Here is a 22,335-nt window from a genome sequence, read left to right on the forward strand (position 1 = left end):
TCAGATGTAGCGGTTAACGAGAGATTCCAGATATTCCTGCCGTCCCGAGCGCGGCTGCGGGTCGAAGCCGGGACCCATCGCGCGATCGGCGAGATCGGCGAGCGAGCGCTGGCCGGCGAGAATGGCCCGGCCCTCGCCGCCTGCCCATCCACCGTAGCGGTCGGCAAGCGGCGCCGTGAGGGCGCCGGCATCGAGCATGTCGGCAGCAGCGAGGAACGCCCGCGCGCAGGCATCCATCGAGCCGACATGAGCATGGATGAGATCGTCGGGGTCGATCGACTGACGGCGGATCTTGGCGTCGAAATTGAGTCCGCCGGAGGTGAAGCCGCCGCGGTTCAGCATCTCGTGGAACACCAGCGCCAGCTCGCCCACGTTCATCGCGAACTGATCGGTGTCCCAGCCGAGCAGATCGTCGCCGCGGTTGATATCGAGCGAGCCGAACACGCCGAGCGCCTCGGCCAGCGCGACCTCGTGATGGAAGGAGTGTCCGGCGAGGATGGCGTGGTTTTGCTCGATGTTGAGCTTGACGTCCTCGAGCAAATCGTAGCGTGCGAGGAAGCCGTAGCAGGTGGCGACGTCGAAATCATATTGATGCTTGGTCGGCTCCTTCGGCTTCGGCTCGATCAGGATCGGGCCCTTGAAGCCGATCTTGTGCTTGTGCTCGACCACGAGCGAGACGAAGCGGCCGAGCTGGTCGAGCTCGCGCTTGAGATCGGTATTGAGCAGCGTCTCGTAGCCCTCGCGGCCGCCCCACAGCACATAGTTCTGGCCGCCGAGCCGATGCGTCACCTCCAGCGCGGCGCGGACCTGGCCGGCGGCATAGGTGAAGATCTCGGGGTCCGGATTGGTCGCGGCGCCCGCCATGTAACGGCGATGCGTGAACAGGTTTGCCGTACCCCAGAGCAGGCGGACCTTGGCCGATGCCATCTTCGCCTCGAACAGATCGGCGATGGCGTTGAGGTTGGCGACGGATTCGCGGAGCGAGGCACCTTCGGGCGCCGCATCGACGTCGTGGAAGGTGAAGAAGGGCACATCCAGCAGGCGGAACAGCTCGAAGGCGACATCGGCCTTGGCGCGCGCCATCGCCATCGGATCGGAGCCGTGGTGCCAGGGCCGCAGAAACGTCTCGCCGCCGAAGGGATCGCCGCCCGGCCAGCACAGCGAATGCCAGTAGCACACCGCAAAGCGCAAGTGATCTTCCAGCCTGCGGCCGTGGACCATGCGGTCCTTGTCGTACCAGCGGAAGGCGGGCGCATTTCCCGCATCCTTGCCGGCAAAGGCTATGGGTGCGCTGGCATCGAAGAATTTAACTGACGCGTTCACTTAAAGACTCTCCTTCAATGCGGGGTAAAGCTCGCGCCAGCGGCGATAGGCCTCGTCGTAGGCGGACACAGCGGAGGCGCGGGGCACGAAACTGGCAAGCCGACGCGGGCGGGTGCACACTTGCGCGGGATCGTCGCCGGTGGCCGCAAGCCGGCCGAGCCGCGCGGCGCCGAGCGCTGCGCCGACCTCGCCCTCCTCGACGCGGTGCACAGCAATGCCGAGCACGTCCGCGCAGATCTGCGCCCACAGTGGCGAGCGCGAGCCGCCGCCGACCAGATCAAGCTCGGCGATCGCGCCACCCGCCGCGCTCAGCGCCGTCAGATTGTCGCGCGCAGCGAAGGCGACGCCTTCGAGCACGGCCTGGACGATCTGGCTGCGCCCGGTCGCAGCGCGCAAGCCGACGAAGGCGCCGCTCGCGGCGGCATCGTTGTGCGGGGTGCGTTCGCCGTCGAGATAGGGCAGGAATTTGACCGGGCTCGGCCCCTCGACGCGCTCGCCGAGCGGCGCCAGCAGGGCCACTGCAGGAGTCTCCATCACACCTGCGAGCCAGGCGAGCGAGGCGGCCGCTGATAGCATCACGCCCATCTGGTGCCAGAGACCCGGAAGCGCGTGACAGAACGCATGCACCGCCGAGGCCGGCGCCGGCGCAAAGCGATCGGTGACGCGGAACACCACGCCTGAGGTTCCCAATGACAGAAACGCATCGCCGGGCGCGATTGCGCCGAGCCCGATCGCGCTCGCGGCGTTGTCACCGGCGCCGCCGGCGACCATGACGTCCTTCGCCATGCCCCAGCGCTGCGCGAATTCGGACGCGAGCATTGCGCTCGCATTGCTGCCCTCGACGAGCCGCGGCATGTGATGCAGGTCGAGCCCGGTGGCCTTGAGCAGCTCCGCCGACCAGCTGCGCCGGCCGACATCGAGCCACAGCGTGCCGGCCGCGTCCGACATGTCCTCGGCCATCTCGCCGGTGAGCCGATAGCGCACATAGGCCTTTGGCAGCAGCACTTTTGCAACGCGTTCGAAAATGTGAGGCTCGTGCCGCGCCACCCAGAGCAGCTTTGGCGCCGTGAAGCCGGGCATCGCCAGATTGCCGGCGATGGCGTGCAGCGAGGGGCAGCGGCGCTCGAGCTCGATACATTCGGCGTGCGAGCGACCATCGTTCCAGAGGATCGCAGGCCGCAGCGGGCGTCCGTCGGCACCGAGCAGCGTCGCGCCATGCATCTGGCCCGACAGCCCGATGCCGCGCACCTGCGTGACCTCGCGCGGATGATGTTGCGCGAGAACGTCGACCGCGCCGATCGCCGCATCGACCCAGGCGTCGGGATCCTGCTCGGACCACAGCGGCGCGGGATGCGACAGAACGAGCTCGCGCGCTGCCGTCGCGACGACCGCGCCGGTTTCGCTCACGAGCACCGCCTTCACACCGGACGTACCGATGTCCACTCCGAGATACAAACTCGTCCCTCCCTCTTCGTTTGAGCGTGATCTGTTCGGGATCACGCTGCCGCGGTGCACGAATTGACGTCGCGCTTTCCGCAGTCACTCACTTCAAAACACAAGGCACCGCGCGCGCTTTGCGGCTACGGCAGATTGTCCCGCATCAAGATGTCGATGCGGATATTCTCCTGTTCACTCAAGATCGGCTCGTTGCGTGCGAGCGACAGCAGCACGCGCACGGCGGAACGCGCCTCGTGCCCTGGATTCTGCGAGATCGCGACGTCCAGCGTACCCTGCAGCAGCAGTTTTCGCGTCATCGCCGTGAGATCGTGGGCGATGAACACGATCTGCTTGCCGCGGCCGGCCTCGGTCAGGGCCTTGGCCACGCCTTGCGTGCCGGCGCCGACATTGTAGAGGGCGATGATGTCCGGATGCTTGCCGAGCAGCCGCGATATCAGCTGCTCGGATCGGTCGTCCTCGTCGCGCCCCTCGAGCAGGGGCAGCAAGTCGAGGTGCGAAAATTCCGACGCCATCACCTGGTTGAAGCCAAAAATGCGCTCGGCATGGTCGCGCAGGCCCCGCGATCCCGCGATGATGGCGATCTTGCCGGACTTTTGCCCGACCAGCCGCCCGACCAGCGCGCCGGCGGTGCGGCCTGCGGCGATGTTGTCGATGCCGACATAATGGTGGCGGCGCGACGACGGCACGTCGGAGACCAGCGTCACCACCTTGGTGCCGGCATCGACGAGATCATTGATCGCAGCGCGCACGCCGGGATGATCCAGCGCCACCACGGCAACGCCGTCGTAGTCGCCCGAGACCGTCTCGAGCGTTGCAGCGAGCACGGACGGATCGAACACATCCGTATTGACCATCTCGACGCTGAGACGCCGGGCCGATAGCCAGCCGGACATCTCGCCGAGATAGGCCTCGATCTGCTGCATGAACGGGTTCGCCCCCGACGGCATGACGAAGGCAAACCGGCGGACGCGGCCGCGGGCGAGCTCGGCGGCAGCCACGTGCGGCTGAAAGGCATTGCGCGCGATGGTCTCCTGGACGCGGCGGACCGTATCGGACCGCACACCGGGGCGGTTGTGCAGGACGCGATCGACCGTCGCCAGGCTGACACCCGCCTCGCGGGCGATGTCCTTCAGCGTCAGCGCGGCGGAGACGGTCTCTTCGGCCATGCCTGAAGGCTAGCAGAGGTGTTTTGAGGTGCGCAACTCATTTTGAGGGGCAAGACGATCTTTTCGAGCCGCGGTTGCGCCAGGGCGTCAGCGGCCGCTCAGATCGAGTGTCAGAAACAGGCTGTTGGGGTCCTCGACATAGCCCTCGAACGGGCCGCAAGGCACGAAGCCGTGCGCCTGATAGAGCGCGTGCGCCGGCTTGAAATAGTCCCACGAGCCGGTCTCGAGGCTCAACCGCTTGACGTCGCGCTTGCGCGCCTCGGCGATGATGTGGCGGAGCATCAGACCACCAAAGCCGCGCCGGCGCGTGGTCTGGAGCGTGTGCATCGACTTCACCTCGCCGTGGTCGGCCGAGAGCGTCTTCAGCGCACCGGTCGCGACCAGCGTCTCGCCGTCCCAGCCGGTCCAGAACGCGACGTCGCTGGCGCGAAGCCCGGCGAGATCGAGCGCATGCGCGCTGCCCGGCGCGGTTTGCGCCCGCGCCGCCGCAACGTGGTGGTCGAGCAGCGCGACGACGCGCGAATCGAAGGTGTCGCCAATGCGGATCTGCATCGTCAGGGTCTCACATCTTCCCGTAGGAGGTGCCGCGCCGCGTGATGATGACGTAGCGCGCATCCTGTTTGGTTTCGTTCTCGAACGTGACCGCCCGCATCACGTCGAAGTCGAAGCAGTCGCCCTCGCGCAGGCGCACGGCCTTGGCGTCGATATGCACGCAGACCGCGCCCTCCAGCATCAGCAGTTGCTGGGTGAAGGCGTTGCGGCCCCAGGGGCTGTAGGACACGCGCGCGCCGGCCGGCAGGTCGACGACGATGATCTCGATGCCGCTCGCCGCATCGGCCGGCGAGGCATGGCGCCGCCGGTAGCCGCTGTCGGGATCGCGCCATTGCGGCTGGTCGGCCAGCCGCGTCAGCCGCTCCGGCGGCTTCTCCGAGAGCGCGACGACGTCGCTGAGCGAGACGTCGAGCGCCGCACAGAGCTTGCTCAGCAGCGCCGCGGTGGCACTGCTCTGCGCCCGCTCCACCCGCCCGATCATGGCCCGGCTGACACCGGAGCGGCTGGCGAGTTCGTTCAAGGTCATGCCGGCCTGCGTCCTCAAGGTCTTCAAGCGCCGACCGATCGCCCTGTCGAGTTTTTGCTGGTCCATGGCCTCATCCGAACATCGCCCGGCACATGGACCGCATCCGCCGGGCGGGAGGAGATTAGGCCGGAGGAGCGGCGCGTGCCGGGAGCGAAGGGCTAATATATTGGAATTTTTGCGCGCCGCGCGGCAAGGTTTGCGGCCTCGGTCAAAGCAGAGCCGAAATTCGCTAAACAAGAAAATCCGACGCCGCGCCGTGGACCTGCGGGATCAGGGATCCAGGTGCCAGGTGAAGCGTCATTGCATGATGGTCCGCATCGGTCAGTGTCAAAACATCGGTCTGATAGTTGAGGGCCACGTTCACCTTGGTATCGAAGCCATCCAGCACCAGCGTCGCGCCTGGCGTATAGTTTGCGATGACACCCGATGTTTGTTTGGCATCGGGCCCGAATACAAATGAATCCCTACCAGTCAGAACGACATTGCTGCTGAGATTACCAGCGACCGCCAGCGTCCCGTCGCTGACGTAGACAGTTCCAGTCCCGCTCAAACCATCGACCTTGAGCACGCCACTATCCAGGACAGTGCCGTTGTTGACGAGGTTGCCTGAGACATCCACCTCACTGCCGGCGCGGACATCGACGAGGCCGTTACTTGTCAAACCGTTCCTGAAGTCGATCGCGCCGCCCTGATCGGCGGTGATCGTAGCAAATCCGTTGAGAACGGCGTCGTCGAAACTGAGCGAGGCGTGCGTGGCTTCGATCAGGCCGTTGTTGGTGACGGAATTGCCGGTGTTCACTTCAAGCGGTTGAGACCCGTTCGCATCGAGCGTGCCGGCGAAGCCGATATTCAAAGTGAGGCCGTGGTCGCCGTTCCCGATCGTGCCGGCGCCATCGATCGTGCCGCCCTCAAGGTCGAGCGTGTGATGCGCACTGCTGTTCAGGATCACAGAGCCCGGATCGAGCTTGATCTCGCCGTTGCCGATGACGACGATGTCACCGGTCAAGACAGTTTTGGTGGCATTGAAGAGCTCGATCTTGCCGCCGTTGTTCAACAGGCCGCCGACGTTCAGAACGCTTCCGGCACTGTCGTCAAACACGGCGCCAGCATTAAGCGTCACGTTGTTGAAGGTGTTGGTGCTGCCTGCAACGGATTCGATAAGCGCGCCGGATGCCGCATCGAGCGAAATCCCGTCGAGATGCACATTGTCGAAGGTGATGGTGCCGCCATGGGCGACGATCACACCGAGGGAACCGCCGAAGATGATATCGTTCGCGAGCGCGAGCGTCGCCTGGGTTTCGTTCAGCGAACCGAGATCACTGATCAGGCTGTTGCTAATGACACCGGTGCTGCCGGTCTCATGCAGGTTCCCGGTCACGCCGATACTGATCGTTGCCCCATCGATCGATGCGAAGCCCGTCGAGCCCGTGACAATCAGAAATCCGCCGGAAGCGGCGTCATTCACGTCAGTGACCGTGATCGCGAGGTTCTTTGTGGTGATTTTCTCCCCGTCGCTGACAGCTACGGTGACGTCATAGACATTGTCGTGGTTTGCGTCTTTCGGCGCTTCGAAGTCGGGCGCAGACTTGAACGTCACATCGCCTGTCACCGACACGTTGAACAGAGCCGCATCGGCACCGGATAGCGAATAGGTCAGCGCGGGGCTGTCGACGTCGGTCGCCGCGACGTGGTAGGTGACATCAGTGCCATTCTCCGCGAAGGTTGCCGTCGCGCCCGAGCCGATCACGGGCGCATCATCGATTCCTGTCAGCGTCACGGTGACGCTCTGTGTCGCGGAACCGCCGTGACCGTCGTCGAGGGTCAAGGTGAAGGCGTCGGTATGGGTCCGTCCGGCCGCGAGCGGAGCGATGTTGGCGTGAAAGACATCATAGCTCCACGTCACCTTGCCATCGGCATCGTCGACCGTGGCCGTGAGTGTGCCGAGATCGCCGCTTTGCGATGCCACCGAGATCGTGTGAGTGTCGGTCTTGTCCGCGTCGGTAAAAAACGCCGCCCCCGATGTCGAAACATGGGCGGCGCCATTGTCCGTCAGCTTCGCTTCGGTGACGGACGGCGGAGCAATATCCTTCACATATATGTCCTCAGTGCCATTGGTATCGCCCGGCACGAGATTGCTGGCTGAAGATTCGAATACCAACTTGGTGCCATCAGACGAGAACACGGGAGCTTGGCTGTAGCCGTTTGCCTGCGCGCCGCTCGCGTTGGTCGAGACAATCTTGACGGTGCCGGTGATCAGGTCCTTCACATAAATCTCATAGCCATTGACACCCGGCACGAGATTGTCGGCGAAGGAATAGAACGCAATCTTCGTACCATCAGGCGAGAACACGGGTTTCTGGGCTTCGCCGTTGTCCTGCGGAGCTCCGTCGGCGTTGGCCGATACCAACGTGACCACGCCTGTGGTCAGATCTTTGATGACAATGTTGCCGATTCCGATATTGGAACTCCCCGGCACAAGATTATCGGCAAAGGTATAGAACGCCACCTTGGTGCCATCAGGCGAGAACACCGGGTCGTAGCTGCCGCCATTCCCATGAACGCAGCTGGCGCTGTCCGACACCAGTGTGGCGACCCCGGTGGCAAGATCCTTGATGTAGATATCGTTGATGGCGCCACCTCCTGTGGTGGACCCGAACACGATCTTGGTGCCATCGGGCGAGAACGAGGGGGCGAAGGTAAAGCCATTCTGATCCCCGCCGCTGCCGTCTCCCCCGTTGTACGGACTGGCCCCCACGAGCGTTATCGCGCCAGTGGTCAAGTCTTTCACGAAGATGTCGCGCACATGGTCGGTATCGCCCGGCACGAGATTGTCGGCATCGGAATAGAACGCAACCTTGGTGCCGTCAGGCGAGAATATCGGGTTGGTGCTCTGGAAGCCGTCCGCCTGCGCCCCGCTGGCATTGGTCGACACGCGCGTGATGGCGCCGGTCGTCAGGTCCTTCACGAAGATGTCGTAAGCACTATTGGTATCGCCAGGCACCAAATTGTCGGAAGCAGATGCGAACGCCAGCCTGGTACCATCGGGCGAAAAAACCGGCTGGTAGCTCCAGCTATCCCCCTGTACCCCGCTGGCGCTAGTCGACGCGAGCGTGATGGCGCCAGTCGTCAGGTCCTTCACGAAGATGTCGGGTTGACCGTTGGTATCGCCGGGCACCAGATTGTCGGCATAGGATTCGAACGCCACTTTCGTGCCGTCGGGCGAGAACACGGGCTGGTGACTTTGGCCATCCGCCTGCGCCCCGGTTGCGCCGGTCGACACGCGCGTGACGGAACCGTCGCTGCCACCATCGGCGGTGAAAACAGGTGCTGAGTTTGTCATCAATGCCTCCGTTTGCCCGACAACAGGCCGGACCCGAATGTTTGTTCGATGATCAGAAGCAAAAACGCGGGCGCCAATAAGTCCCTGCTGACCAAACTGCCGACCAAAGCAAGCTTATTGCCCCTGAATGACGAACGCTTGATGTGGCTCGACGCATCATCGCGACAACGCTGCGACTAGTGGTGCATGACTTGCGGTATGATCCGAACGACAATGCCCACTCGCGAGCAGACCATCGAAACTACCGCTTCGATCGGCTACTTTATCTGTCGCGTCTTGGTGCCGCCTAGTTCCTCTGGGGGCCTTGGCCGCAAGGCTCGGCTCAACCTCTACGGTACTTCCGCATAGCAATCGTCGCCAAAGATCCAGCGAAGTGCACCAAGTTCCGGCAAAGTGTTGGAGCGGGCGAAGGGAATCGAACCCTCGTATGCAGCTTGGGAAGCTGCCGTTCTACCATTGAACTACGCCCGCGGATGCACGTGTCCCGCGTCCGTCCTGATTAGCCGAGACGGTGTCCGGCGCCAAGCGCTTTGGCGCGTCAGGCCGGACGGTTGTTAACGTCCTGCTAAGATTCCAGGTGCGCCGGATTGTGGCGGTGTTATGATCGCTGCCGGGTTGAGGAACGTACAGCGTGTGGGGCGTGCGCATGGTGGGGCGTGCTTACGCGATATTCGGCACGGCCATAGGCCGTTGCGGCATCGTCTGGAGCAATTCCGGCGTCGTGGCCGTGCAATTGCCGGAGGTGCGGGAGATCGACACCCGCCGCCGGATTTTTCAGGTCCATCCCGAGGCGCGCGAGCAGGCGGTCCCGCTCAACACCGAGCTTGCGATCGAGGGCATCCTGACCTTGCTGCAGGGCAGCGATCCCGATTTTTCCGATGTCAGCCTGGACGCCGGCGGCGTGCCCGCCTTCGACCGGCGGGTCTACGAATATGCCTGCACCATCCCGCGCGGGGAGACGCGCACCTATCACGAGATCGCCAAGGCGCTGGGCGCTTCGGGCGCCGCGCATTCGGTGGCGCAGGCGATCTCCCGGAATCCCTACATGATCATCGTGCCTTGCCACCGGGTGATTGAGGCCGGCGGCTATGCCGACCGGATCTCGCCTTACGGCGGGGTGATCTCCAAGCGGCGGCTGCTGGCGCTTGAGGGCGCTCATCCGATCGCCAGCAAGACGCTGTTCGAGGTGCTGCTGCCCGTTGCCCCGCCGCGCTCACCCACCTAGATAGGTGCGATGGATGCGACCACGCTGCTGACGTCACAAGCGATGACGGTCTCCGAGTTTCGCTGCGACGCGGGACCGGGCGACAAGCCGTTTGCCGAGTGCCGCACCGGTCATTCCATCGCCTATGTCCGCTCCGGGAGCTTTGGCTGCCATTGCCGCGCCGGCTTCTTCGAGCTGATAGCAGGCTCGCTGCTGGTCGGCGCGCCCGGCGACGAATACACCTGCACGCATGAGCATGTCTGCGGCGACGTCTGCCTGTCGTTCTTCTTCAGCGAGGAGCTGGTCGAGGCGCTCGGCGGGCGATGCGAGACGTGGCAGGTCGGCGCGACGCCGCCGCTGCCCGAGCTGATGGTGCTGGGCGAGCTCGCCCAGACGGCGGCAGATGGCAACAGCGACCTCGGCCTCGACGAGATCGGCCAGATCCTCGCCGGCCGCTTTGTCGATATGGTCTCGGGCAAGCCGCGCAAGCCGGCTACGCCGACGGCACGCGACCGCCGCCGCGCGGTCGAGGCGGCGTTGTGGATCGACGACAACTCGCATGCCGGGATCGACCTTGAGCAGGCCGCGCGCCTGGCGGATTTGAGCCCGTTCCATTTCCTGCGGCTGTTTTCCAACGCGCTCGGCGTCACCCCGCATCAATATCTGGTGCGCTCGCGCCTGCGGCACGCGGCGCGCCTGCTCGCTGACGACGACATCGCGGTCACCGACATCGCCTATGACGTCGGCTTCGGCGACCTCTCCAACTTCGTCCGCACGTTTCATCGCGCCGCGGGCGTGTCGCCGACCAAGTTCCGACAGGCGTCAAAGGGGAAGCGCAAGATTCTCCAAGAGCGGCTTGCCCTCAACTGACTAGGGTCGTCTCCGGCGCGCGCCACCACGCGGCGCGCTTTGCAATGGAGATGACCATGTACGACCATATCGGACTGCGGGTTGCCGACCTCGACGCCGCCACGCGCTTCTACACCGCGGTGCTGACGCCGCTCGGTTATGTCCTGTGCTCGAGCGGCGACGGCTATGCCGGCTTCGGGCCGAAGGGCGAGCCCGCGCTCTGGCTGCACCTGAACAAGGGCCGCAAGGCAGACGGCGCGCATATCGCGTTTCGCGCCGGGGATCACGATGCGGTAAAGGCGTTTCACAGCGAAGGCCTGAAGAGCGGCGGCCGCGACAACGGCGGCGCCGGGCCGCGCAAGGATTACAGCCCGACCTATTACGCGGCGTTTTTGATCGACCCTGATGGCAACAATGTCGAGGCGGTTTGTACGTGAGGGCACGGATTCCGTCATTGCGAGGAGCTCTTGCGGCGAAGCAATCCAGACTGCTTCCGCGGAGACATCCTGGATTGCTTCGCTGCGCTCGCAATGACGGTGCTTGTGGTGACGACCTGACATAATCAAGGACACCTCCATGGCCTCCATCCACAACGACGTCCCCCTCTCCGCCCCGGCCTGCAGTGTCTGGGACGCGGTGCGCGATTTCGGCGCGCTGCATCAGCGGCTGGTGCCGGGCTTTGTCACCGCTTGCCAGCTCGACGGCGATGCACGCATCGTCACCTTCGCCAATGGCGCGGTCGCACGCGAGGTGCTGGTCGATTGCGACGACGCGCGACAACGGCTGGTCTACGCAATCAACAGCGAACGGCTGACGCATTACAGCGCCTCGGTGCAGGTGATCGCCGACGGCGAGGCGAAATGCCGCCTGGTCTGGATTATCGACATGCTGCCCAACGAGCTCGCGCCTTACGTTCAGGGGCAGACCAGGGAGGCCGTGATCGCCATGCGAAAGGCCTTCCCGCCTCCGGCTACGTGATCTTTCTCACAGAGCCCCGCTGTCGTCAGCCGTAACCATGGCGGCGTGCGTCCGGTTGGCCTCGCTCTCCCGGCGACGCCACGCACGCGAGGAGCATGCCATGAGAGGTGCGGACAAGGTGATCTGCCAGGCAGCCGCCGTGCTGCTGCTGTTTTCGGTCGCGAGCACGCCGGCGAAGGCGCAGTTCCTCGGCGGTGGAGGTGCCGGCGGCGAGGACATGATGACCCAGATGGCGCCGATGCTGGAGATGATGAAGGCGAAGATGGGCAAGCGCCGCTTCGCCATGCTGATGCAAACCATGGGGCCGATGATGAGCCGCATGATGGAGAATGGCGGCGGCGGGCTCGGTGGCGTGATGGGTGGCGGCGGTATGGGCGGCGGGTTCGGCGCGCCCAATTACGGTGGCTACGCACCGATGGGCGACGGCGATATCACGGGCATGCTGGGCGGCGGCGGCGACATGATGGCGATGATCCCGCAATTGATGCGGCTCGCCAATCTCGGCGGCGGCGGTCATCGCCGCCACAAGCATCGCTAGTCTACAACCGACAGCGCCGGACGCACGGCCGGCTTCGTCGCGCGCGGTCCCCAGCGCGTCAGCACCACGCTGGAGCATGACAGCAGGCCGAGCACGACCATCGAGCTCGCGGCCAGCCAGAAGAAGTTTTGCGCAGTGGCGTCATGCGTCGACAGCCACCAGCCGCAGGTCGCGATGTAGGTCAGTCGCGCCGTCTGCGCCAGCACCGGGCCGATCACCTTGGCCGCGCCTTGTGACGAGAAGTACATCGTCGAAGCGAGGCCGATGAAGGCGTAGAACGGCGCGACCGTCGACAGATACTGATGGCTGGTCGCGCGCACGGTGGCGCTGTCCGTAAATATGTTGACCCAGAGGTCGGGGAACAGCGCAACGAGGCAGGCCGGCGCGCCGACAGCGACGAAAGCACTCGCCCCTGCAATCCAGGCGATGCGCCGGGCGCGGGCGATGCGACCGGCACCCACCGCCATGCCGATCATCGGCACCGACGCGATGCCGAACGAGAATGCGATCGAGGTCAGCAGGAATTCGAGCCGCGCGCCGATGCCATAGCCGGCGAGGATCGCAGTGCCGAATTTGGCCAGCATGTGGGTGAAGATCGAGATCGTCAGCACCGATTGCAGCGGCGAGAAGCAGGCGATCGCGCCGACCTTCAGGATGTCGAAGAACATCGCCCACTGAATGCGAAGCCCGCGCAGTTTCGGCACGATTCGTGCGCGGCCGGAGAACAGGAACCAGCCCATCACGCAGATATTCATCGAATAGGCGATCAGCGAGCCCGCCGCGACACCGCGCATGCCGAACTGCGGCACGGGCCCGAGTCCGAGGCCCAGCGTGCCGCCAAGCACGACCTGCATGACCGCGGAATTCAGCATCAACAGCGATGGCAGCTTCATGTTGCCGGTGCCGCGCAGCACGCCCGCCATGGTGTTGAGAAGCCAGGGCAGCACGGCACCTCCGAAAAACACCTGCGTATAGGCGATCGCATGCGTCAGCACTTCACCACGGCCGCCGAGCATCGTGAGCACCTGGGGTCCGAAGATCAGCATGCCCAGCATGAAGACGACGCCGAAGGTGATGCCGATCAGGAGCGCATGCGCGGCCAGCGTCCCGGCACGCTCGCGATCGCCGGCGCCGAGCGCACGCGCGATGGCCGAAGCGACCGCGCCGCCCATGGCGCCGCCGGACATCGTCATGGTCAGGATCACTGTCGGAAACACCAGCGCCATCGCCGCCAGCGCTTCCACGCCGAGACGTCCGATATAGGAGGTCTCGGCGATCACCACGCAGGTGCCGGCGGACAGCGCGACGACGTTCGGCCAGGCGAGACTGAGCAGCGTGCGCAGGATCGGCCCATCGGTCAGCGCGCTCCGCATCGGGCGCGGAGGCGGCGACAGCGGATGTTCCTGCTCATCGACCGGGATTTCGGCGATGTCCGTCATTCCCTCTCCCGGGCAAAAGCGCCGTTTGCGGCGCAGCAATGCATAGGTGTGCTAATCTATTTCCTCGCGCGGAAGGCGCGATAGGCACGTGTTAGCACGACAGGCCCCGATTCCTCCTGCGTCAGGTGCAGGCGTGCCCTGCGGCAGCGCATTTCAAGTGGTGGAATTACCCGACCGTCCAGACCAGCGGCGGCCGGCCGCCTGCTGTCGGACGCAAATGCACCCGGATGTGCCGGCCGCATCCCGCAGCGAGCCCTTCGAACAGCCCTTCCAGCACCTTCGCGCAGGCACGATGATAATCGGTGACGTCATCCATCAGCGTCCAGCTTTGCTGGCTGATCTCGATGCTGCCTTCGGACGTCGTGATCTCCGCTGCGTCGTCCTGCGCCGCGAACAGCCCCTTGAGAAACGATGCGAACTCGCTCGCGCCACCGCGTGTCGCCGACAGCGCGGCTGCGACCTCGTCGAAATACTGCATGCCGATCAGCTTGCCGGTGAGGTGCAGGAGATAGCCGGCATCTTCCGGCCCGAATAGCTGCACCATCACGGGCGCGGCGGTGCGGACATATTCCATCGCGTAGTTGCGATAGGCCTTTTCAAGCCGCGGCCTCGGCCAGCTCGCGACAGGCAAAGCCGGGGCGGTCTTCGCGTCGAACAGCGGTGCTTCGAGATGCCGAGCGAACACCAGGCGCTGGTCGAGCTCGAGCGGATGGTCGTATTGATGATAGTAGCCTTCGAGCCCATCCTGCCCATCAACGCTCTGCTTGGTGCAGACGAAGCCCAGGCGGAGATCGCCAAGCGCCGCACCGTTGTTGGCGTGCCAGCCGCGCAGCATCGCGCGCGAGACTTCGCCCGGCACGCCGCAGATCGCAGCGCCCTTCCAGATCCAGCGCGGCGGCGGATAGCGGATCCAGGCTTTGGTGTCGCTCTCATACATGTATTCGACGTGGACGCCGCCGATCCAGTTGGAGAGATAGTGATATTGCGCAGCCGCCACCGCCGGCGGCAAATGGCTGAGCCCTAGCTTTTGCAAGCCGGGCAGAAAGCGCTCCTGCTGCTGGCGGCGGAACACGCGGAAGACGAATTCGGCCGCGTCCGCCGTGCCGCGTCGGGTGACGACGGTAAGGATCAGGCCGGTGAAATAAGCGTGGTAGAGGTCGGCGACCGCGCGCCAGCGTTTCCATTGAGCTTCTTGCGCGGAATCTGGTGCGGCAGTCATGTTCGCTCCCGGCTTGTTGTTTTGCGGGAGTGTGTCATCGCGGATGGGGCGGCGCAACCGGACACGCACTCGCTGTCATCGCCCGGCGGAGACCGGGCGATCCAGTATTCCAGGGACGGCTGTGATTGAATCGATGGGCCGCAGCGTACTGGATTCCCCGCCTTCGCGGGGAATGACGGCGGAGGACGCGGATGCAGCTACACCCGAAAGTGCTTGCTCAGCTTCAGGCCCTGCGCCTGGTAGTTGGAGCCGATGCGCTGGCCGTACATGGCGTCGGGGCGTGACAGCATCTTCTCGTAGACGAGGCGGCCGACGATCTGGCCGTGCTCGAGGATGAACGGCACTTCGCGCGAGCGCACTTCCAGCACGGCGCGCGCGCCTTGGCCGCCGGCGCCGGCATAGCCGAATCCGGGATCGAAGAATCCGGCATAATGCACGCGGAATTCGCCGACCAGCGGATCGAACGGCACCATCTCCGCGGCGTAATCGGGCGGTACCTGCACCGCCTCCTTCGACGCGAGGATATAGAACTCGCCGGGATCAAGGATCAGGCTGCCATCGGGACGCGCCGAGATCGGCTCCCAGAAATCTTCCACCGCATAGCCGGAGCGACGATCGACATCGACCACACCAGTGTGGCGCTTGGCGCGGTAGCCGACGAAGCCCGTGCCCTTCGCGCCCGAGAGATCGACCGAGACGGCGACGCCGCCGGCAAGATCCGCATCGTCGACATCGACGAGGCGCTCGGACGCATGTAACGCATCGAGCTCGTCGGCGTCGAGGATGGCGTCACCGGTGCGGAAGCGCACCTGTGACAGCCGCGAGCCCTCGCTGACCAGCACCGGAAACGTCTTCGGGCTGATCTCGGCATAGAGCGGACCGTGATAGCCGGCGCCGATCATGTCGAAGCGGCGGGTGCCGTCGGCGATCACGCGGGTGAAGACGTCGAGCCGGCCGGTCGAGCTCTTGGGGTTTGCGGCAGCGACGATCTCCGGCGGCAACGCAAGGCTTTCGAGCAGCGGCACAATGTAGACGCAGTTGGTCTCCAGCACCGCGCCGTCGGCGAGGCTGAACTCGTGCAGCTTCAACTGGTCGATGCGCTCGGCAACGGTGGCGCCGGGGCCGGGCAGGAAGCTCGCGCGCACGCGATAGGCGACGTCGCCGAGGCGCAGGTCGAGGCTCGCCGGCTGGATCTGGCTTTCGACGAAGTCGTAGGCAGGCAGGATGAGGCCCGCCTCCGCCATCGCCGCGATCATGCGGTCGGGCAGGATACCATTGGCGTCGGCGGCAACCGTGAACGTCAATCGGGGGTCCTCGTCAGGGGTCGGATGCATCCGGACATGCCGAAGATACAGTTTTTTACGGCTAGCCGATGGCTGTCTTGACGGAAAGGGCATTGCGGAATATGAGCATGACTTATCCCGTGGTGATTTGAGCCGGCCGGCTTGCAGCCACGTTAAATAAGTCGCTAAACAGGCCGGGGACCTCTGTGATCCCGGCCCGTGGAGATATCCAGGCCGGTTTTTTTGTGACCATTTTCGATGGTCACGCAGAGGAGATCCTATGTCGAAGTCCCCGGCGTCCACCACGCAATACCGTCCCGAAACCCGCCTGGTTCATTCCGGCACCCTGCGCTCGCAATATGGCGAGACGTCGGAGTCGCTGTTCCTGACCCAGGGCTACGTCTACAACAGCGCCGAGGAGTGCGAGGCGCGGTTCAAGGGCGAGGACCCCGGCTTCATCTATTCGCGCTATTCGAACCCGACGATCGCGATGTTCGAGCGCCGCATGATCGAGCTCGAAGGCGCCGAGGCTGCGCGCTCGGCGGCAACAGGCATGGCCGCGGTGACGACCGCGATCCTGGCGCCGCTGAAGGCCGGCGATCACGTGGTGGCATCGCGCGCGCTGTTCGGGTCGTGCTTGTACGTCATTCAGGATCTCTTGCCGCGCTACGGCATCGAGACCACGCTGGTCGACGGAGCCGATCTCGACCAGTGGCAGCGTGCGCTCAAGCCGAACACCAAGACGTTCTTCCTGGAGAGCCCGACCAATCCGACGCTCGACGTGCTCGACATTCCCGCGATTGCCGAGATCGCGCATAGCGGCGGCGCGCGGCTCGTCGTCGACAACGTGTTCGCAACGCCGATCTGGCAGAGCCCGCTCGCGCTCGGCGCCGACGTCGTGGTCTACTCCGCGACCAAGCACATCGACGGCCAGGGCCGTTGCCTCGGCGGCATCATCCTGTCCTCGGAAGCCTTCATCGCCGAGCACATCCACAACTTCATGCGCCAGACCGGACCGTCGATCTCGCCGTTCAACGCCTGGGTCCTGCTCAAGGGCCTGGAGACGCTCGGCGTGCGCGTGCGCGCGCAGACGGAGACCGCGGCGCGCATCGCCGACGTGCTGGCGAGCCATCCGAAAATTTCGCGGCTGGTCTATCCCGGCCGCGCCGATCATCCGCAGGCGGCGCTGGTGAGGAAGCAGATGCGCGGCGGCTCGACGCTGGTCGGCTTCGAGGTCAAGGGCGGCAAGCAGGGAGCGTTCCGCGTGCTCAACGAGCTCAAGCTTGCGAAGATTTCCAACAATCTCGGCGACGCCAAGAGCCTCGTCACGCATCCGGCCACCACGACGCATCAGCGGCTGAAGCTGGAAGATCGCGCCGCGCTCGGCATCAGCGAAGGGTTTATCCGCTTCTCGGCCGGGCTCGAGCATGCGGATGATCTGATCGAGGATCTGACCGCGGCGCTGGAGAAGGCGTGAGGCGCGCCAAGGGCTCGGTCTCGTAGGGTGGGCAAAGCGAAAGCGTGCCCACCATTCACGACCTCGATGCCGATAGATGGTGGGCACGACGCGAGAAGAGCGCGCCTTTGCCCACCCTACGACACCTACATCGGCCGGTACGTCCGCACGTCCGCGGGCACGTTCACGCCCAGCTTGATCTGGCCGACGGAGCGGATGATGTCGTCGCCGAGCAGCTGGGCGAAGCAGGCATAGCCCCAATCGTTCATGTGCAGGCCGTCGGCAATGACAAAGCTCTCGACCGGGAGCGCCTGCTTCTCGTGCCAGTCGCGCATCACCTCGAAGCGCGGGAAGATGCCGACGTGACGAAGCTCGGCGATCTTGCCGAGCAGCTTCACCATCTTGCTTGCGCTTTCGGGACGCTCGGTGACGCGCGGTGAATATTGCGGGTCGACCAGCACGACGTCGGCATCGCCGGCGGCCTGGATGCGGGTGATGCCGTCCTCGACTATCTTGGCGGTGTCGCCGGGATCGAGGTTGCGCAGCACGGCGTTGGTGCCGACCTGCCAGATCACGAGATCCGGATGCACGTCGATCACCTCCTTCTGGAGGCGCTTCATCATCTCGGGCGCATCCTCGCCGCCGACACCGGCATTGACGACGGTGATGTTGGCGGTGGGATATTGCCGGCGCAGCTGCGCGGTGAGACGGTTCGGATAGTTGAAGTCCGGCGAGCTCGCGCCGTAGCCCGCCGTCGACGACGAGCCGAACGCGACGATCACGACAGGCTTGCCGGCAACGAGTTTGGCCGCGACATGCGGCAGCGAGCCCATCGCCTTCGAGCCGCCCTTCGGCGCAAGACACGGCACGCGGCTGAAAATATCGCCAGCGGATTTCGCGACCTGCTTCACCTTGTCGATGGCGCGCGAGGTGAGCCCGCGCTGCTCGGTAGCCTGCTGACTGGTCGCGGCGACCGTGGTCTGGGATGGTGATGCCGGTGCGGGATTAGCGGTCTGCTGCGGCGCGGGCGTCGCCTGGGCAGCCTGAGCGTGAGCAGGTGCCTGCACCACAGGCGTCAGCATCAGCAGCGCCGCCGCTGCGGGCGCGGCCAGCCATGTCGACAGGCCAAAAGGGCGGAGAGAACTCATTAACGCTAGACCTCAATTTTGCTGCTGGGCCGGCCCCAGATGGGCAGCGTCGATCACGAACTGTGCCAACGCCCGGCCGATGCAGTCATGGACCTGTTTCGCCAGCTCGGGGCCCCGGGAGGGGCTGAACAGGTCGAACTGACCCTGATCATTCCACTGCCGCATCATCGCGAAACGGTCGAACAGCGGGACATCATGCTCCTGCGCCACCACCCGCATATTATCGAGATACGGCGGCGCCGAGATCATGGTTTCGGTACGCGGGCTGTACTGCAAATTCATCAAGACGACGTCAGCCCCTGCATTTTGCAACGCAGCGACCCCTTCGGTCACGGCGCCGCGGAAATCGTCGGGATCGATGGAGCGGATAGCATCCACGGTCCCGGTCTGCCAGATGACCAAAGTAGGTGTTTTTGCTTTCATCAGCTTAACGAAGGTTCCGGCGGCCTCCTCCGCTGTCTTCTTGCTCTGTATTTCTACGGATACGTGCACGGTCTCCGCAGGCGGCAGCTTGTCCTTCAAAATGGCCTGCATCCGCGCCGGATAGGAGCTGTCCTCCGAGGATGGAATGGTGGTGGAGCGGCTGCCGATCACCAGGATCTCGAGCGGCTTGCCGGCCTTGACGGTCTCGGCGACCTTGTGGAGCTGGCTGTCGGTGGCAAGCAGATAAGGCGGCAATTCGCAGGCTGCGGGCGCGGCAGGCACGGCATCGCCCGCGCGCGCCGGAGGCGCGGCGAGGCACCCGCATATCAGGACCAGGCTCAGGAGAACCTTCGCCTTCATCAGCCCCCTCCCGCCAGATCGGCATTGCCGACGGCGTTTTTGGTTTTCGCACCGCTCTTGTCAGCCACGCGCTTGTACCACGAAATCACCCAGGCAACGCCCCACATGATCAGGATTCCGGAGAGACTAATGAGCGCATGCATGCCCGGTCCACCGGAGACCTCGGCCAGGATGAAATGGCCGGCGAAGGCCAGGAACACGCCGAGGCAGAATATCTCCAGCGAATGCTGGCCGCACAGGATCAGCGGCCGCAACCAGGGCGATTTCAGGCCCGGCCAGTCCCGCGGCAGGAACCGCACGGTGAGCGCGGCCAGCGCCAGGAAATGCGTGAAGCGCAGCACGTCGAGGTCAGTCTTGTCGATTGGATACATCCACTGCTCGATCCGCTTCGGCATGAGATGGCCGAGCTGCGGCACGTACCAGGTCAGCGTCACGTAGAACGCCGCCACGATATAGGCGATCGAGATCCACATCGTCACGGGCGACGCCAGAATGCGTGACATGCGTCGCGCACCTCCGAGTGCACACCATGCCCCGAACACGAACAGCAATTGCCAGGCGAGCGGATTGAACGCCCAGAAGCCGTTCGGATAGGCGGAGAAGTAGAGGTCGAATTCCCAGGTCGCCGCATAGAGCAGGGCCGAGAGCGCGAGCGTCACGTCAGGCCGCCACTTCATCGACCACAGGATCAGCGGCAGCGCCAGCATCAGGACGATATACAGCGGCAGCACGTCCATGTTGACGGGACGGAAGCGCAACAGCAGCGCCTGCACGATGGTGACGTCGGGCTGCTTGAGGAAATCCATGATCCCCATCTCTTCGGTGTAGAGCGGGTTCTCGAAGCTGGTTGCTACATAGGAGATCTCGGCGAGGAAGATCGTGAACAGGAAGACGTGGGCGACATAGATCTGCCAGACCCGGCGCAGGATGCGCGCGGTGGCGATGACGAAGCTGCTCTCCAGCATGGCGCGGCCATAGACGAAGGCGGCCGTGTAGCCGGAGATGAAGATGAATATCTCGGTGGCGTCGCTGAAGCCGTAATTGCGGATCGTGAACCAGGTCAGCAAATTCGGCGGCAGATGGTCGATGAAGATCAGCCACAGCGCGAGGCCCCGGAACAGGTCGAGCCTGAGCTCGCGCTCACCGATGGCGGGCAGCGTGATCGCGGGTGCACGCGGCTTCGCTGCCACGGGTTTGGCCTCCACGGGCTTGGCACCCGCGGTTCCCGCGATCGTCGATCCCGTCACTTGATCGGCAATGGTCATCGGGGCCCAAAAACCCTTCCGCAAATCGCAACGTTTGAGGAGTGTACCGGTCCAGTCGCCGCCCCGCAAAGCGGCCGGATCACATACGGGTGTATTCTTTGGGGGTGTACTTCCCTGTCAATTCTGGCGGGACGATGTCGCGAAAGCCGCCTGCGGCGTTTGGTTCCCGGCGAGGATTTCGCTATGATGGCAATGATGTACCGCGCCGTGACCCGCCAGATCGAAGTGACCGTCGAGCCGAACTTTGTTCCGGAGCAGTCGTCGGCCGACCGCTCGCGCTATTTCTGGTCCTACACCATCGTCATCACCAATTCCGGCGACGAGACCGTGCAGCTCAAGACGCGGCATTGGATCGTCACCGACGCCACCGGCCGGCAGCAGGAGACCAAGGGCGAAGGCGTGGTCGGCGAGCAGCCGACGCTCGCCCCCGGCGAGCGCTTCGAATACACCTCCGGCGTGCCCCTCACGACCGCCTCCGGCTTCATGACCGGCCGCTACCAGATGGTCAGCGAAAGCGGCGAACGTTTTGAGATCGACGTGCCGACGTTCTCGCTCGACAGCCCGGACAACAAGCGGGTGTTGAATTAGGAGGCGGGTGTGACGGTGCTGTAGGGTGGGCAAAGGCGCGAAGCGCCGTGCCCACCATTCCGGTCACGACACGCAAGATGGTGGGCACGCTTCGCTTTGCCCACCCTACGATAGCTCGCGATAACGAAAGATAGGCGCTTACGCGTCTTCGACGCCCGCCTCATCCGGCGTGAACTCGTACACCGATGAGCAGAACTCGCAGGTCACGACGACCTTGTCGTCCTTGACCATCGCCGAGCGGTCATCCGGCGAGAAGCTCTTCAACATGGAGGCGACCGCGTCGCGTGAGCAGGAGCATTGCGCTTTCAAGACAAGCGGATTGAACACGCGCACGCCGCGTTCGTGGAAGAGGCGATAGAGCAGCCGCTCGCCGGAGAGATCGGGATCGATCAGCTCGACGTCCTCGACGGTTTCGATCAGCGAGCGCGCCTCGACCCAGGCATCGTCCTCGGCGACGGCGTGCACCTCGGCGCCCTCGGGCGCGTCGCCGGGATGGAGATCGGCCTGCCGCGCGCGCTCCGGCGCCTTCGGCAAAAACTGCATCAGCATGCCGCCGGCGCGCCAGCGATGCTTGCCGCCGTCGCTCGAGCGCCACTCCTCGCCGACCGCGAGGCGCACGCGTGTCGGGATCTGCTCGGAGCGCAGGAAATATTCGTGAGCGGCGTCTTCCAGGCTGCCGCCGTCGAGCGCGACCAGACCCTGGTAGCGGCTCATGTCGGGACCCTGGTCGATGGTCATGGCGAGATGGCCGCGGCCGAGCAGCGCGCCGGAGTGCGAGCCAGTATTCTTGGCGTCACCGAGGCGCTCGGCGTCAAAGCGCGCATAGGCGCGCAGGCGATCCGGTGCCTGATAGTCCACCACCAGAAATGACACCGGCCCATCGGTCTGGGCCTGGAGGATGAAGCGGCCCTCGAATTTCAGCGCCGAGCCGAGCAGCGTCGTCAGCACGATGGCCTCGCCCAGCAGCTTGCCGACCGGTGCCGGATAATCGTGCTTGGTCAGGATCTCGTCGAGCGCGGGGCCAAGCCGCACCAGCCGCCCGCGCACATCGAGCACGTCGACCTCGTAGGGCAGCACGGCGTCATCGATCGGAACCGCGGACGGCGCGCGAACCGGGCCCTCGGGCCCGGTTTTCATGTCAGGGGATTGGGAAACCATGGCGCTTTATCTGGGGTCGGAGGTGGGAAATGGAAGGGGCGCGAGGGGACCTCGAATTCGGT

Annotated in this window: 20 protein-coding genes, 1 tRNA gene and 1 riboswitch; of the genes, 7 read left to right on the forward strand and 14 right to left on the reverse strand. The window is 64.6% G+C overall.

The features are described from left to right. The 7 genes from xylA to ABID59_RS17995 form a co-directional block, all read right to left on the reverse strand. Complete coding sequence (gene xylA / locus ABID59_RS17965; protein WP_354084222.1) at window positions 1-1,323, reverse strand: xylose isomerase; 1,323 nt, start codon at window positions 1,321-1,323, stop codon at window positions 1-3. Continuing rightward, entirely contained in the window at window positions 1,324-2,778 is a 1,455-nt protein-coding gene (xylB, locus tag ABID59_RS17970; protein WP_354084223.1) for a xylulokinase, read from the reverse strand. It lies immediately after the preceding gene. A 125-nt stretch (window positions 2,779-2,903) separates the two neighbouring features. Next, on the reverse strand, window positions 2,904-3,947 hold the full coding sequence (locus tag ABID59_RS17975; RefSeq protein WP_354084224.1) for a LacI family DNA-binding transcriptional regulator: 1,044 nt from the start codon (window positions 3,945-3,947) through the stop codon (window positions 2,904-2,906). Window positions 3,948-4,034: 87 nt separating this feature from the next. After that, the gene (locus ABID59_RS17980; protein ID WP_354084225.1) at window positions 4,035-4,499 is read right to left on the reverse strand and encodes a GNAT family N-acetyltransferase; all 465 of its coding nucleotides are present in this window, start codon (window positions 4,497-4,499) and stop codon (window positions 4,035-4,037) included. 10 nt (window positions 4,500-4,509) lie between these two features. After that, a complete protein-coding gene (locus ABID59_RS17985; protein ID WP_148754482.1) occupies window positions 4,510-5,091 on the reverse strand; it encodes a helix-turn-helix domain-containing protein in 582 nt (193 codons plus the stop codon). A gap of 163 nt (window positions 5,092-5,254) precedes the next feature. Next, window positions 5,255-8,365 carry a VCBS domain-containing protein gene (locus tag ABID59_RS17990; protein ID WP_354084226.1) on the reverse strand — a complete coding sequence of 1,037 codons (3,111 nt, stop codon included), beginning with the start codon at window positions 8,363-8,365 and terminating at the stop codon, window positions 5,255-5,257. A gap of 397 nt (window positions 8,366-8,762) precedes the next feature. Beyond that, window positions 8,763-8,836 (reverse strand) — tRNA-Gly (locus tag ABID59_RS17995). A gap of 175 nt (window positions 8,837-9,011) precedes the next feature. On the opposite strand from ABID59_RS17995, the gene ABID59_RS18000 reads away from it, so the two are divergent. The 5 genes from ABID59_RS18000 to ABID59_RS18020 all read left to right on the forward strand — a co-directional run bounded on the left by ABID59_RS18000 (window position 9,012) and on the right by ABID59_RS18020 (window position 11,934). Beyond that, window positions 9,012-9,590, forward strand: coding sequence for a methylated-DNA--[protein]-cysteine S-methyltransferase (locus ABID59_RS18000; RefSeq protein WP_148754486.1), 579 nt, complete (start codon window positions 9,012-9,014; stop codon window positions 9,588-9,590). Between the two features lie 9 nt (window positions 9,591-9,599). Further along, a complete protein-coding gene (locus ABID59_RS18005; protein WP_354084227.1) occupies window positions 9,600-10,439 on the forward strand; it encodes a helix-turn-helix transcriptional regulator in 840 nt (279 codons plus the stop codon). Between the two features lie 56 nt (window positions 10,440-10,495). Next, window positions 10,496-10,855 carry a VOC family protein gene (locus ABID59_RS18010; RefSeq protein ID WP_354084228.1) on the forward strand — a complete coding sequence of 120 codons (360 nt, stop codon included), beginning with the start codon at window positions 10,496-10,498 and terminating at the stop codon, window positions 10,853-10,855. A gap of 139 nt (window positions 10,856-10,994) precedes the next feature. After that, window positions 10,995-11,396, forward strand: a complete 402-nt coding sequence (locus tag ABID59_RS18015; RefSeq protein WP_354084229.1) for an SRPBCC family protein — start codon at window positions 10,995-10,997, stop codon at window positions 11,394-11,396. A gap of 100 nt (window positions 11,397-11,496) precedes the next feature. Beyond that, window positions 11,497-11,934: a hypothetical protein gene (locus ABID59_RS18020; RefSeq protein WP_354084230.1), complete on the forward strand. Its 438-nt coding sequence runs from the start codon at window positions 11,497-11,499 to the stop codon at window positions 11,932-11,934. Here ABID59_RS18020 and ABID59_RS18025 read toward each other — a convergent pair. The 3 genes from ABID59_RS18025 to ABID59_RS18035 all read right to left on the reverse strand — a co-directional run bounded on the left by ABID59_RS18025 (window position 11,931) and on the right by ABID59_RS18035 (window position 15,926). Then, window positions 11,931-13,373, reverse strand: a complete 1,443-nt coding sequence (locus ABID59_RS18025) for an MATE family efflux transporter (RefSeq protein ID WP_354084231.1) — start codon at window positions 13,371-13,373, stop codon at window positions 11,931-11,933. The genes ABID59_RS18020 and ABID59_RS18025 overlap by 4 nt on opposite strands. A gap of 166 nt (window positions 13,374-13,539) precedes the next feature. Further along, window positions 13,540-14,592, reverse strand: coding sequence for a hypothetical protein (locus tag ABID59_RS18030; RefSeq protein WP_354031517.1), 1,053 nt, complete (start codon window positions 14,590-14,592; stop codon window positions 13,540-13,542). Between the two features lie 197 nt (window positions 14,593-14,789). Continuing rightward, the gene (locus ABID59_RS18035) at window positions 14,790-15,926 is read right to left on the reverse strand and encodes a 2'-deoxycytidine 5'-triphosphate deaminase (protein WP_502916373.1); all 1,137 of its coding nucleotides are present in this window, start codon (window positions 15,924-15,926) and stop codon (window positions 14,790-14,792) included. 79 nt (window positions 15,927-16,005) lie between these two features. Next, window positions 16,006-16,085: riboswitch (SAM riboswitch) on the forward strand. A gap of 70 nt (window positions 16,086-16,155) precedes the next feature. On the opposite strand from ABID59_RS18035, the gene ABID59_RS18040 reads away from it, so the two are divergent. Beyond that, window positions 16,156-17,352, forward strand: a complete 1,197-nt coding sequence (locus ABID59_RS18040) for an O-succinylhomoserine sulfhydrylase (protein ID WP_354031515.1) — start codon at window positions 16,156-16,158, stop codon at window positions 17,350-17,352. 125 nt (window positions 17,353-17,477) lie between these two features. On the opposite strand, the gene ABID59_RS18045 is transcribed toward ABID59_RS18040, so the two are convergent. From ABID59_RS18045 to ABID59_RS18055, 3 genes are read right to left on the reverse strand one after another with little or no spacing between them, the layout of a single operon-like run. Beyond that, the gene (locus ABID59_RS18045) at window positions 17,478-18,479 is read right to left on the reverse strand and encodes an SGNH/GDSL hydrolase family protein (protein ID WP_148754503.1); all 1,002 of its coding nucleotides are present in this window, start codon (window positions 18,477-18,479) and stop codon (window positions 17,478-17,480) included. Window positions 18,480-18,491: 12 nt separating this feature from the next. Beyond that, the gene (locus ABID59_RS18050) at window positions 18,492-19,262 is read right to left on the reverse strand and encodes an SGNH/GDSL hydrolase family protein (protein ID WP_354084232.1); all 771 of its coding nucleotides are present in this window, start codon (window positions 19,260-19,262) and stop codon (window positions 18,492-18,494) included. After that, a complete protein-coding gene (locus ABID59_RS18055) occupies window positions 19,262-20,527 on the reverse strand; it encodes an OpgC domain-containing protein (protein ID WP_148754507.1) in 1,266 nt (421 codons plus the stop codon). The genes ABID59_RS18050 and ABID59_RS18055 overlap by 1 nt, the downstream gene beginning before the upstream one ends. Before the next feature lie 195 nt (window positions 20,528-20,722). Between ABID59_RS18055 and apaG the strand changes: the two genes are divergently transcribed. After that, a complete protein-coding gene (gene apaG, locus ABID59_RS18060; protein ID WP_187435232.1) occupies window positions 20,723-21,115 on the forward strand; it encodes a Co2+/Mg2+ efflux facilitator ApaG/CorD in 393 nt (130 codons plus the stop codon). A gap of 138 nt (window positions 21,116-21,253) precedes the next feature. Here the strand turns inward: apaG and ABID59_RS18065 are convergent, their stop codons facing one another. Next, the gene (locus ABID59_RS18065; protein WP_148750966.1) at window positions 21,254-22,273 is read right to left on the reverse strand and encodes an Hsp33 family molecular chaperone; all 1,020 of its coding nucleotides are present in this window, start codon (window positions 22,271-22,273) and stop codon (window positions 21,254-21,256) included. Window positions 22,274-22,335: the final 62 nt, after the last annotated feature.

This window comes from Bradyrhizobium sp. S3.3.6, assembly GCF_040546905.1.
Lineage (GTDB): Bacteria > Pseudomonadota > Alphaproteobacteria > Rhizobiales > Xanthobacteraceae > Bradyrhizobium > Bradyrhizobium cytisi.